Raw genomic sequence first — 13,127 nt, 5'->3', positions numbered from 1 at the left:
GGCGGCCGGAAGGTCCGAGAAGGGCGATTATCGGACGTCAGCAGTTGAATTCGACGCATCTGTCGCCATTTCTTGCGGACACGGTGCGGTCTATGACCCACTTTTTGTGATATCCCGAAACACCCGCACAAGCGCGGGATAACCACGGTGCCCGGGACTGTTATTGGCACACGCGCTCGAACGAGACGTGGGAAAGCAGCGCTTGCAAGAGGGCCTTGGGAGACCAGGGCCCTTCGCTTTTAGAGAAACTCCGCCCGACGTGATCGTCGAAATTGTTCTCACGCCGGTCGTACTCCTTCAGCGTATCGACCTTCACGTGGCGCGTGCTAGCCACTAATAATTGAGTTCGACCTGAACGCATTCATGATTTACCGGGCAATTGACGAGATAGGCTGTTTGCTGGTTGACGGCCACTTTGGATGGCGGATTGGGATAGATGTCGCCTAGGGTGCGTTGAGCGGCGTCCGCGCATTCCGAGCGATCTCCCTTAATTCGAAGCGTTATGTTTGGAGGCAGAGCGCCGTCTGGTAACGACGGGTCCGTTTGGCGCCAACCTCCGGCTAGTAAGAGTTCTAGCCAAAACGGTTCGGAGCGAGCGGAAGCGGGAGAATAGACCAGCTTAAAGTAGCACTCGTTTCGCGAGCGCTGCCGAAGCAAAGCGGAGAAGCGCCACTTGTCGGCGATTGAGTGCTCCACTTGCAGTTCGCTATTTGCCTTGTTCAGAGCATTCTCAAGCCGGCTGTTCTCCGCGCCAACACGTGGATCGGCGGGATAGGAGAACGGCCACCTCCGTTCTTCGACAAAACGTGAAAGGGCGATCATCTGCGCCAGGATGAGTATGATGAGTGACCACGTAAGGCGGCTCTGCGCAATTCTTCCGACCGCAACTTGCGCTTCAACGCTCAAGGCTTTTTGTACCAAAAGCCAAGAGAACGCAGCATAACTACAAAGTACCCCGAGCATTGTCATGACTATGCCGAAACCAAGTCGGGCGTGCTCCTTCTCGGCTAGCGCCTCAATGCCGACCAGCAAGAAGATGAAGGCAAGCGAGCCGAATAGGACTCGTGTTGCACCTTGAGGCGTGCTCTCGATCGCGTCGGACATTGATGTGATGACCCTGCCTAGCCAAACAATATAGCTTACATGCCACCTAGGGGTGTGAAAATAGTGCTCTTGCGCGAAGATTGACCTTTCCAAGGTGCCATGTACGGCCAGGTGCACTTCCCTCAGGGAGAGCCAACGATATTGTCCTCATGTCTGTTTAGGGCTGAATGCGGACGCCGGTCATTCGGTCGCGAAGGTCTGCAGTTGACCAGTGGCAAGCTCGTCAACACGGGTCGGAATTTAGTCTCCTTCATCCGGCCCGCACGGTGAAGCGTCGCGCAGCCACGTGCGGCGAACGTCGCGGACGTCTCACGCCCAAGATCAGCTCGCCGCGACATCTCCGCGGGCGTGCACGCCGCGCGTGAACCGTCCGAAGCGCAGCGCCAGCGTCGGCAGCACCAGCAGGTTCAGCGCCATCGAGGTCAGGAGTCCGCCGAGGATGACCACGGCCATCGGTCCCTCGATCTCGCGGCCCGGCTCGCCGGCGCCGAGGGCGAGCGGCAGCAGGCCGAGGCCGGTCACCAGCGAGGTCATCAGGATCGGCACCAGGCGGTCGGCGGCCCCGGCGATCGCGGTCTCCAGAGTCCAGGCGCGGCCTTCGACGACGACCAGATGCTCGTAATGCGAGATCATCAGGATCGAGTTGCGCAGCGCGATCCCGAACAGCGTCACGAAGCCCACCATCGAGCCCAGCGACAGCACGCCGCCGGTCAATGCGACGGCGATGACGCCGCCGACGAAGGCGAACGGCAGGTTGATCAGCACCAGCACCAGGTTGCGCCAGTGCCCGGTGACGAAGGACAGCAGCAGCACGATGCCGATCGTCGCCAGCAGCGAATTCACCAGCAGGTCGCGCCGCGACTTGGCCTGCGCCTCGGCCGCGCCGGTGAACTCGACATGCGCGCCCGGCGGCAGCTTGACCTCCTTGGCGATCTTCCGTTTGGCCGCGGCCACGAAGGATTCGAGATCGCGCTCGGCGACATTGGCGGTCACGGTCTGAACGCGCTGCCCATTGCGATGAAGCACGACGTAGCGCCCCGCGGTGCCGTAGATGTCCGCGACCTGCTTCAGGAGAATGTAGGCGCCGCTCGGCGTGCGGATCGGCATGTTGCCGATCTCGGTCGGTCGGGCGCTCGCATCGGGGTCGAGCTTGACGATGACGTTGAAGACCACGTTGCCTTCATAGGCCTGTCCGACGACGTCGCCCTGATAGGCGGTGCGGATCAATTCCAGCACCTCGACCGCGTCCAGGCCCCAGGATTGCAGATCGGTCGGGCGCAGGGTCACGTTGACCTGCGGCATGCCCGGCGGCGACTGCTGCTGAATGTCGATCGCGCCCCAGACCTCGCCGAGCTCGCGCGCGATGTCGCGCGCCGCGCGCTCGAGATCGTCGAGATCGGGGCCGAACACGTTGATGACCACGGCGGCGTTGAAGCCGGACAGGGTCTCCTCGATGCGCTCGGTCAGGTAGGTCTTGATCGACAGGTTGATACCGGCGAAGTTGGCGAGCGCGGCGCGGATGCGCTGTTGCGCCAGCTCCTGCTGTTCGCCGGACAGGCCCGGCTTCAGGTCGACCTCGATCTCGCTCGAATGCGTGCCCGCGGTATCGACGCCGGCTTCGGCGCGGCCGGCATGCTGCGCCACGCTGCGGACCTCCGGCACGCCCTGCAGGGCCTCGGCGATCAGCGTGCCCAGCCGCAGCGATTCGTCGAGTGAGGTGCCTGGCAGCGTCGAGACATGGAGGATCAGATGACCCTCCTTCAGGTCGGGCAGGAAGGTGCCGCCGAAGAACGGCACCAGGCTTGCGCCGGCGGCGGTCACCAGCACGGCCGTCAACATGACGGATTTGGGAAAGCGGCCGAGCCGCCGCAACAGCGTCTCGTAGGAGCCGCGCGACCAGCGCACCAGCGGCGGCTCGCGTTCCTCGCGCGGCTTCCGGCCGGCCAGCAGCAGCATCGATAGCGCCGGTGTGACCGTCAGCGCGACGATCAGCGAGGCCACCACGGCGAGGATGTAGGCGATGCCGAGCGGCCCGAACAGCCGGCCGGCGAGGCCCGGCAGCGCAAGGATCGGCACGAACACCAGGAGCACGGCGAAAGTCGCATAGGCGACCGCGCTGCGTACCTCGAGCATGGCATCGTAGACCACGCGGGCTTCGCTGCGCGGCGACGGCAGGCCGCGGTTCTCGCGCAGCCGGCGGACCACGTTCTCGACGCCGATCACGGCATCATCGACGACCTCGCCGATCGCGATGGCGAGGCCGCCGAGGGTCATCGTGTCCAGGCTCTGTCCCATCCACTGCAGCGCCAGCACGGCCGATAACAGCGACAGCGGGATCGCGGTGCAACTGATGACGGAGGTGCGCCAGTCATAGAGGAACAGGAACAGCACGATGATGACCAGGGCGCCGCCGATCAGCAGCGCGAACAGCACGTTCTCCGTTGCCGCATCGATGAAGGTCGCCGGACGAAACAGATCGGCGTGCAGCCTGACCTTCTCGCTGTCGAGCGCCGGGCGCAGCTCCCGCAGCGCGGCCTCGACGCGCGCCGCGACGGTGCGCGTGTTGGCGCCGAACTGCTGGCTGATCATCATCATGATGCCGGGCCGGCCGTTGATCAGCGCGCCGCCGATCGACGGCTCCGGCGCGTTCACGACTGTCGCGACGTCGCCGAGCACCACGCTGGCGCCGCCCTGGTGCAGCAGGACGGTCCGCGCCAGCTGCTCGGGTGTGAGCGACTGGCCCTGCGTCTGCAGGATGACCCGTTGATTGGCGGTGTCGACGAAGCCGGCACCGCGCACGCCGGTGGCCTTGCGCGCGGCCGCGACGACGTCGTTCATGCCGACGCCGAAGCGGACGAGGTCGTCGGCTCTCACCTGCACCTGCAGCGACCGGATGTCCCGGCCATAGGTCGTGACCTGCGCCACGCCCGCGACGGCCAGCAGCCGCCGGCTCACGGTCCAATCGGCGATCGTGCGCAGATCCATCAGCGAGCGCTGCTCGGAGGTCAGCCCGATCGCCAGCACGGTGCCGGCCGCCGGCACCAGCGGCGTCATCGATGGCGCCCGCACGCCCTGTGGCAGGCTGCCGGCAACGACCGCGAGCCGCTCGGTCACCAGTTGCCGCGCCCGGAAGACCTCGGTGCCGGGCTGGAAAATGACCGAGATGACGGACAGGCCCTGGATCGACGACGACCTCATGCTCTCGACGCCGGCCAGGCCATTGATCGCGGTTTCGATCGGCTGGGTGACCAGCACCTCGACCTGTTCGGGACTGAGCCCGGGGGCCTCGGTCTGGATCGAGACCTGCGGCGGGGCGAATTCGGGAAAGACCGCGTAATTTGCGCTGCCCAGCGAGAAGATGCCGTAGCCGAGAATGGTGCAGGCCAGCGCCAGCACGATGCCGCGGAAGCGGATGGCAAACGAGATCAGCGCCGCCTGGGGGCCGGCCGCGGCGCCGCGAACGCCGTCAATCATCGTCGCCGCCGCCGCGCAGCTCGCTCTTGGCCTCCTCCGACAACAGCACCTGCGCGCCGCGCAGGACGATCTCGGAGCCCGACGGAATGTCCTGCACGACATAGTCGTCGTCAGAGACCGGCTGATCGGTGCGGATCGGATGGCGCTTGAAGATATCGGGACCGGCGCGCAGATAGACCCACGAGCGGCCCTGCCATTGCACGATCGCCGTGTCCTCGATGAACACGCCGTCGAACGACTTGCCCGACGGCACATAGGCGGTGGTGTTCATCCCCGGCAGCAATCCGCTGTCGCCGGCGGCGACGAAGTAATAGCTCACGCCCTGGATGCGCGGATCGGTTCGCGGCGCGGCCGACAGATAGCGCAGATCGATGTTGGCGCTGCGGGTCGGCGCCTGCGCCAGCGCGGCGCGCGGCGGCCCGGCCAGAGTCACGCCGGGCGGCAGCGTGACCTGCACCAGCAGCTGCTCGCGTTCGATCAATTGCACGACCTGCGGTGAGCGCTCGATGATGCCCTTTCCGATGACCGCGCCCCATTCCTGCCGCGCCGTCGCCATCAGGGTCTTCACTTGCGATTCCGCGGCAGCCAGGGTGGCCTGATCAGTCCGGAACGTGCCCTCCGCCGCTTCGGCGTCCTTGCGCGGCATTGCTGCCGATTGCACGAGGTCGCGGGCGCGCTCGAATGCGAGCCTTGCGACGTCGAGTTTCGCTTGCGCCGTCTGCAGCTGCGCCTGGGCATTGGCGTAGTTGTTGGTCAGGTCGGTCAGCCTGCCGACGTCCAGCACCGTGCCGTAGGCGCGAAACTGCTCGGGATGGGATTCCGCAGCCAGCACGGCGGTCTGGAGTCCGATCTGCTTCTGTTGCGTTGCAGAAAGCTTGACGGTTGCCGGTTCACGGCCTGCCGCGCCGTCAGACTGCGCCTGCGCGCGCGACGACAGGGAAACCAGCGTGAACAGCATGGCACCGCATGCGGCCGCAGCTCTCGTCCGTTGCCTCACCATGCAGTCCCGGCCCATCGATCGGGGAAACGTCTGGACGACGTCGATGTCATTGCGACAACAGCTACTTCAGCTTCGAGGGTGTTTCAAGCAGCGCCGGCCGGGAGCCACCGCATAGGACTTCGTCGGGCCATCGCGCGCGTCCTGTCCGCGCCGCTTCCGTCGATGCGATCACGGTACCTGCGGAGGGAGCGACGCAGTGCAATGCACGCCGGCACCGATGCTTGTGGCGCCTGTCTCGCAAGCGAGCCGCATGCGCGGCAGGTAAGTGGCCGAACCTGGACCGCAGCCGCGCTGCGGCGGGGAGATCGGGCGTTCGGCATGCGTCCCGATATTTCTTCTTGAGCGTTAGAAGTATTCTTAGACACATTCCAGCGTATTCGTCCGCAACCCAAGCTTGTTGCCGGCCACACGCGCCGCGCTACACGAAAAGCCAAGACCAACAAACTTCTTACGCACGATTTTCCTCATCGAATGACCCGGGATTTTTTCCCGATTCTCCTACGGGAGCGAGAATCGTCACATTCATCTACCTGTCGGGTCATTGATGTGACCTCACTTCGCCATACGCCTCCGCAACGAGTCGGGAGTTCCGTCGACGTTGCAGCGAGGCAAGCTTGTCCACTCTGAACCCACTCTCCGATCGCCCGGCGCACCGTGATCACGCGCAGGGCCATCCTTGTCGGTCAGCCTCTCGCCGCGCTCGTGCCGACGTCGCGGCCGACTTCAGAGAAGGATCTGCGCGATGAGCCAGCTGGTGAATGTGCGGCCCAACGAGGCCGGCGCGGGCGATCGCAAGGCGCAGAACAGTGCAGCCGATCACGGCATGCGGCTGCTTGGTGCTATCGGCGCCGCGGCCCTGGAGCCGCAGTCGCCGACCAACGCCTGGGCGTTCTCGACGAGCGAAGTGCTCGGCACGGGATCGGCCGTCGAGCCGTTGCAGGACGTGCTCGGCAGTCTGACCGAGATCATTCGTGCCGAGGGCTCCCCGGCGGAGCGCCAGCCGGATCATCCATTCGCCGACGATCACGGCTTCACGCTCGACCAGCAGGAGCTGGCGGGTCTGCCGGGCGTGGTGCTCAATACCTTCGATGTCGACGGCCCGGTGTGGCTCGCCGTCGAGGCGCTCGCCGCGACGGAGTCGCCCGCCATCGACGACGATCTCAAAACCTGGGTCGAGCCGTCGTCCGACCCCGACCGTCGTCCATCGCAGCACGAGAGCATCCTGGTCACGGTCGACGAGATCGAGAAGAACCGCCTCACCTTTGCCCGCCACGCACGGCCCGAGGATTTTTCGCCGGCCCCGGCGCTGGGCGCCTGGACCGGACGGCTGCGCCTGGAGCAGCGCCCTGACCTCGTGCAGCGGATCGAGCGCTATATCAGCGGGCCATGGACCGTCTGGGCCGACACCGAGCGCATGCGCCGCCGTACGATGGCGATCCACCAGCGGCTGCGCGACATGGCCGCCGCGATCCGCGCCGATCAGGCGATGGAGGTCCTGTGGGGCATCGCGCTGTCATCGTGGCGGCAGGGCGGGCGCGAATTCGAGTTGCCGCTGTTCGAGCGCGCGGTCGAGATCGAGATCATCGCGCGTCCGGATGCCGAGGTCAGGGTCCGGCCGCGCTTCGTCGGCGCAACCGTCAATTTGAGGGCGCTCGATGCCGTGGCACCGGACGCGGCGCTTGCCGTGCGCGACAGGTCGGACCGCCTGGTCGAGGTGCTGGAGCAGCGCGCAGAGCTGTCGCCATTCACGCCGATCGGCCTCGATCAGATCCTGAGCGCCGCGGGCGTGCAATCCGGTCACAAGCCGTCGCGCAATCCTGCGTCTTCGGACGGCGCGCCGGCGATGGAGGCCGCGGAGGCCACGCTCACGTCGGGACGCTGGGCCATCTCCGCGCGGCGTCGGCCGGAGAGCCTCGCCCTGCGCGACATCGACTGCCTCAAGAACGCGATCGTGCATGCGCCGCAAAGCGAGTGCTGTCTGTCGGAAGCCGTGAGCGCGCTGCTGTCGCAGCCGGATGGACGAGGGCACGCCAATTTGCGCCGGCATCTGTCCAGTGTCGTCGGTGGCCCGATCGACCTTGCGCCTGCGCCCAAGCCTGCCGCCGTCGAGCAGGGAGATCTGTTCTTCCCGTTGCCGGCGGTCGTGGAGGATGTCGAAATCGTGCGCGAGCTGTCCCGGTCGGATGGCCTGATGGTCCAGTCCGTCGCACGGGACGATCGGATCACGGCGCTCGCCAACGTCGTCTGCCATCACCTCGCGCTCGGCTCGCGCGTCCTCGTCGTGTCCAGGGACGAGGCTGCACTTTCCCTGCTGCATCAGAAGCTGCCGCCGGCCATTCGCGAGCTGACCGTCAGCTCGACCGGCTCCGACAAGGACGTGCTCAGGAAGGCCGAAGCCCTGGCCGGCCGGCTGCAATCGATCCTGGACGCGACCAATCTGCGCGACCATGTCGGTCAGATCGGCCGGCTCGAGCGCGACATCATCTCGAAGCGCACGCAGATCGCATCGCTGGACGACGAGATCGCCGAGATCGTCGGGCGCAATCTGCGGCTCGCCGGCGGCTTGCCGGAGCTGCCGTTCGATCTGTTCGATGCGCTGATCGGCGAGCTGGACATTCATGCCTGGTTCGCCGACCGGCCGAAGCGCCTGCTCGCGGCTACGGACCCGCTCGTCACGGCGGTCGACAAGGCGCGCGACGCGCGGCTGCGGCTTGCCACTGATCTCAAGCATATCGATGACGAGTTGCCGGAGCTCGCGGCGCTTCCCGATGCCGCCGCGATCTTGCGTCTGCACGCGGAGCTGCAGCACCAGGCAGGGCTGACGTCGGACGCAGGCCGCGACGAGGATCTCGCGCTCGACGCCATCGCGACCTTCGGGCTTGACGCAACCACCCGCCTGGCGGCCGACCTCGATGCGCTGGTAGCCGGCCATCGCGTCATCGCCGAAGAGACCTGGCTCGCGCGGCTGTCGCCGCTCGGTGCCGCAAAGGCTGACGCTCCCGCAGGTCTCGACAAGGTCGTGGGTTGGGCGCGTGATGCCTCGTTCCAACTGTCGCGGAGCGCCGAATTCGCGAGGCGCCAGGTGCAGGCGCCGGTCGAGGCGTTCACCAGGAAGGACGCGATCCGCGTGGTCGAGCGGCTTGCGGCCGGCGAGAAGCCGTTCGCGCGGTTCTCGCCCTCGCGCCGCGCGCTGAAGGCCGCCGTCGAAGCGATCACGGTGGACGGTGCCGCGCCGTCGAAGCCGGCGGACTGGCAATATGTCGGGCGCTTCCTGCTGTGGCGCCACGACCTGCATGCGTTGCGCGCGCGCTGGACGTCGATCGCGACGCAGATCGATGCACCCGCGCTTCAATTGGAATCGGCACGGACGTTCGATGACCTCGAGCACATCGTCAAGAGCGTCGAGGCCGCCATCGTGACGGCCGCGCTCGCCGTCCGCAACGTGGCCGATGCCTGCTGCAAGCTGTCGATGCCGGACGGCGAGGTCAGGGCGATGCTGGCGGATGCGCAGCGGCTGGCCGCGTTCGGCGCGGCTATCCGGACCGTCATGACGCGCGTATCGGGTCCGCTGGTCGAGCTTGCGCGGCTGGGCGAATTGTTCGCCCGGGCGGGAGAGCTCGCCGTCTCCGTTCAGGATGACGTGCTGTCGCGGGTCGGTGACGCCGAGACGGAGCCCCAGGAGCTCGAGACGCGGTGGACAGGCATTCTCGCGACCATGGAGAAGATCCGCGAGGCCAGCCCGGACTACGAACTCGTCAGGACCGCCTGCCGGATGGCGACTGCAGCGGGCGCGCCGAGTCTGGCGCAGCGGCTGCGGTCCGCGCCGGCCGCGGGCGAGGCGAAGGATGCGGCGACGCTCGCGGAATGGGTGGCGGCCTGGAATTGGGCCGTGCTGATGCGGATCGAAAGTGCGGAGGAGCGGCAGCTGCTGCATGACCTCGCGGCTCAGCGCGCGCGGCTGGAGACGCGGTCGCTGGCCCTGTTCGAAGCGGTGATCGGCGCCCGCATGTCGCTGGGCATCGCGCAGAATGCGGGCGGCGCCGTCAGGCAAGCGGTGAAGCGGTTCAGGGACTCGATGCAGAAGATGGCGTCGGCCTGCTCCGGCCCGACCGCGCGCCGACTTCGGTTTGCCGCGCGCAGGTCTCTGGACGGCTGGCTCGAGGAGATTCCCTGTCACGTGATGCCGGCCTGGCGTGTCGCCGAGTTGCTGCCGGCCCGGATCGGCACCTTCGATCTTCTGGTCATCGACCACGCCTCCCGCTCCGATCTGCGCGAACTGACGGCGATGCTGCGGGCCCGCAAGGTTCTGATCAGCGACGAGCTTCACGACGACGGGGCCGTGGTCGAAGCCGGCCGCAACGATACTGTTGTCAAACGCACCGAAACGAACACGCTGCGCCGCGTTCGGCCGGCGCTGCGGCGGCTGCTGATGCCGGGTGCCTCGCTGCGCGATCTCGCCGAGATCCTCTTTCCCGATCGCAGGATCGAGCTGCGTGCGCGCCCTGCCGGCGTCGGGGCAGCCTCGGTCCCAGCTCCGCTGTTGCCCGCTGATACGTCCAGGCCGGCCGATGCACCGGCCGCCGAGCTGCCGCGGCCGGCCCGCGCGCCGGCGCCGAAGCAGCGGCCGCAGCCACGGCAGGTCATCACGACGCACTCGCTCGAAGAGGAGATCGCCACCGTCGCGAAATATCTGTCGATGGCCCGCCGCTCGGGGACGGACATCGTCACGGCTGTCGCGGCCAAGCCCAGCGCGCCCGCGATACCGCAGCGGGCCGAGAGCCGCGCGGCTGCGCCCAAGCCCTCGCCGGAGGTTCGCGTTCTGCGCCGGCGTCCGCCGCGCGAGCCGGCCGCGGACATGGTGACGCCGGTTGTGACTCCGGCTCCGCCTGAGCTTCCGGCCGTCGCGCAGCCGGCCACGGCCGAGCAGACCCAACCGCGCGCGGCCGCCGTCACTGAAGCGCCGGTCATTGTCGCCGATCGGTTTGCGGTGCCGCAGCGCCCTGCCGAAAAGAAGGTGGTCACGGCGGAGATCGAGGCGGAGTCCACGAGCGCCGCGCCGGCAGAGCCCGTGAAGCCTGGCGTCGTTGCGATACCCGCTGCGGCAGCGGCTTCTGCCACCACTGAGCCCGCCGCCGCTGCTGCGGCTCCAGCCTCTGCTGCGACTTCTGCAGCGCCGGCGACAGAGATCAAGATTCATCCCTCCCTCGTCGAGATGGCGTTCAAGTCGACGGAGAACGCCGCGGCACCACGCCGCCGTCGGCCGAGCCGGCGGGTGATGGCATTTGCCGCGGCCGGACTGCTGGCAGTCGTCGGTGCGGCGGTGTCCTGGGAGCGCGCGTCGGAACGGATCCAGCTGTCCCTGAGCGGTGCGACGGCAGCGTCGGCTCTGCCGAGCGAACCGGGCGCCCATAAGGTCAATGCAGAGCGGATCACGCCGGAGGCCAAGCCGGTGGTTGTCGCCGCGGCCGAGGAGCATGCCACGGTCGGCATGAGCGTGCCGGTTAGCATACCGGCGCAGGCGTTCCTCTATCATGAGGATCCGCAGGATCCGAAGGGCAAGCGTTATCCGGGCAAGGTCACCTGGTCGATCGAGCAGAGCAAGGGGCCGCGACTCGATGCGACGCTGGCGATCAAGGGTGAGATCGAGATCGAGAACGGCGCCAAGGCCACGATCTCGCTGCGGCGGAACGCCGACATGGAGATGCCGGCGAGCCACGTCATGGAGCTCAAGTTCGACTGGCCGGATCAGTCGGTGAGCGGCCTCAACAGCCTGAGGGGCATCGGCCTGAAGGGCGAGGAGGCCGAGCGCGGGACGGCGCTGGTGACCCAGACCGCCAGGGTGACACCGAAATACTTCATGGTCGCGCTGTCCGCCAACGAGGTCGATACCAAGCGCAACCTGATGCTTCTCAAGGGCAAGCAGTGGTTCGACATTCCGATCGTCTACGAGGGCGGCAACCGGGCGCTGCTGTCGATCGAGAAGGGATCCGACGGCGACCGCGTGTTCAAGGACGTGTTCGCCAGCTGGGGTCAGTGACGGGGTTGGCGGGCATCACGAGCGAGGACAGCATGAGCGAGAGTTCAGCGTTGCAATGGCTGCGGGCTCCCAAGCTCGCCGAGGATGCGCTGCCGGAGGATTCCCGCGCGGTGGCCTGCCGGCGCTGCGGCCGTACGGTGCAGGTCTCGCTCAGCCCGATGCGTCCGCCGAGCTTCCTGCGCGTCGAGGATCAGGTCGAGTGTCCCGAGGTGCAGGAGCGCTGGACCGGCAAGAGCGAAGGCGGGCTGCTGCTGATGATGTGCGGCGCGCTCGAGCAGTCGCTCGACGCCGAATGGGAGATCGCAGAGCCGGAGAGTGCGGCTCGACGAGAACCTGCAGCTGTCTCTCCGGTGCGTCCGCGCCCGTCGCTCGCGCCGGCGGCGTCCCTTCCGGACAGATGGGACGACGGCGGCGACGATGATCAGGAGGAGAAGGGTGAGGGCGGCCGGCTGAAGGCCCTGTTCGCACCGGCTGCAGGAGCTCGCAAGAAGCTGATCCGTGGAGCGCTCGGCGTCGTGGTCCTCGGCATCGTCTTCCTCGGCGGCGTGCTGCTGCCGCTACGCGAGATCGGGCTGCTGATTCAGGCGCCGCCTGGGTCGGCCGGATCGTCGAGCTCGCAGCGGGAGGCGCAGTCTGCCGCGCCGCTGCCTTCGCCGCGCCGGATCCTGTTGGAAGCCGCCAGCACGCCCCAGGACGCCTCGCGATCGCCGTCCAGCGCCTTCATCGCGCCGCGCCAGGCGGCTCCGCCCCTCGAGGCGACGCTGGCGCGATCATCCGACACCGCAGCCATCTCGCGGCCCGCGCCGGCGCCGGAAGCCGAGTCGAAACTGCGCGTGCCTGAGCTGGTCGCGATCGCCGGCGGCAGTTTTGCGATGGGTGGCGACGACGAGTCCGAGCAGCCGGCGCATCAGGTCAGCGTGCGGCCGTTCTCGCTCGGCAAGTATCCCGTCACGATCGGCGAGTGGAGGCAGTGTGTCGCGGCGGCAAGCTGCGCCGACATCGCGACCGGTGCGGATGATCGTCCGGTCACCAACCTGAGCTACGACGACACCCAGGCCTATCTCGGCTGGCTGTCGAAGGCGACCGGCAAGTCGTTCCGGCTGCCGACCGAGGCCGAGTGGGAATACGCCGCGCGCGGCGGCCAGCGCACCCGCTATTGGTGGGGCGATCGCATGCGCCCGGGCATGGCCAGTTGCAAGGGCTGCAACGGCGCCGGCGAGGCCGAGACGGATCAGCCGCCGAAAATCGGCAGCGTCCAGGCCAATCCTTACGGCCTGTTCGACATGGGCGGCGGCATCGGCCAGTGGGTCGCCGACAATTGGCACAAGAACTACAAAGGCGCGCCGGCGGACGGATCGGCCTGGCTCGAGGAGAGCAGCTATGCCCGCGTCATCCGCTCGGGATCGTGGAAGAACGGCGCCGCCGATGCGCGGGCCGGCAGCCGCGACCGCTATGACGGCCGCATCCGGCATCCGACCCTGGGTTTCCGCGTCGCGCTCTCACCATAGGGGA

5 protein-coding genes are annotated in these 13,127 nt (G+C 67.4%); 2 read left to right on the top strand and 3 right to left on the bottom strand.

Annotated features, from left to right (window positions below):
- Positions 1-333 precede the first annotated feature (333 nt).
- The 3 genes from QX126_RS03105 to QX126_RS03095 form a co-directional block, all read right to left on the bottom strand.
- The gene (locus QX126_RS03105) at positions 334-1,104 is read right to left on the bottom strand and encodes a hypothetical protein (RefSeq protein WP_315779237.1); all 771 of its coding nucleotides are present in this window, start codon (positions 1,102-1,104) and stop codon (positions 334-336) included.
- Positions 1,105-1,425: 321 nt separating this feature from the next.
- Complete coding sequence (locus QX126_RS03100; protein ID WP_315779234.1) at positions 1,426-4,578, bottom strand: efflux RND transporter permease subunit; 3,153 nt, start codon at positions 4,576-4,578, stop codon at positions 1,426-1,428.
- Positions 4,571-5,578, bottom strand: coding sequence for an efflux RND transporter periplasmic adaptor subunit (locus QX126_RS03095; RefSeq protein ID WP_409999067.1), 1,008 nt, complete (start codon positions 5,576-5,578; stop codon positions 4,571-4,573). Before QX126_RS03095 ends, QX126_RS03100 begins: the two co-directional genes overlap by 8 nt.
- 742 nt (positions 5,579-6,320) lie before the next feature.
- Between QX126_RS03095 and QX126_RS03090 the strand changes: the two genes are divergently transcribed.
- Both QX126_RS03090 and QX126_RS03085 read left to right on the top strand, forming a co-directional pair.
- Positions 6,321-11,615 (top strand): AAA family ATPase, encoded by a 5,295-nt coding sequence (locus QX126_RS03090; protein ID WP_315779230.1) that lies wholly within the window; start codon positions 6,321-6,323, stop codon positions 11,613-11,615.
- A gap of 32 nt (positions 11,616-11,647) precedes the next feature.
- Positions 11,648-13,123, top strand: a complete 1,476-nt coding sequence (locus QX126_RS03085) for a formylglycine-generating enzyme family protein (RefSeq protein ID WP_315779229.1) — start codon at positions 11,648-11,650, stop codon at positions 13,121-13,123.
- Positions 13,124-13,127: the final 4 nt, after the last annotated feature.

Origin of the sequence: Bradyrhizobium sp. SZCCHNPS1003 (genome assembly GCF_032381555.1) — a bacterium.
In the GTDB taxonomy this organism is placed as follows: Bacteria; Pseudomonadota; Alphaproteobacteria; order Rhizobiales; family Xanthobacteraceae; genus Bradyrhizobium.
Note: the sequence above shows the minus strand (reverse complement) of the source record. Positions and strands in the feature narration are given on the sequence as shown.

Excerpts from the sequence above, each read along its gene's own strand:
- QX126_RS03085 (WP_315779229.1), top strand. The coding sequence starts at position 11,648 with ATGAGCGAGAGTTCAGCGTTGCAATGGCTGCGGGCTCCCAAGCTCGCC.
- QX126_RS03105 (WP_315779237.1), bottom strand. The coding sequence starts at position 1,104 with ATGTCCGACGCGATCGAGAGCACGCCTCAAGGTGCAACACGAGTCCTA.
- QX126_RS03100 (WP_315779234.1), bottom strand. The coding sequence starts at position 4,578 with ATGATTGACGGCGTTCGCGGCGCCGCGGCCGGCCCCCAGGCGGCGCTG.
- QX126_RS03095 (WP_409999067.1), bottom strand. The coding sequence starts at position 5,578 with ATGGTGAGGCAACGGACGAGAGCTGCGGCCGCATGCGGTGCCATGCTG.
- QX126_RS03090 (WP_315779230.1), top strand. The coding sequence starts at position 6,321 with ATGAGCCAGCTGGTGAATGTGCGGCCCAACGAGGCCGGCGCGGGCGAT.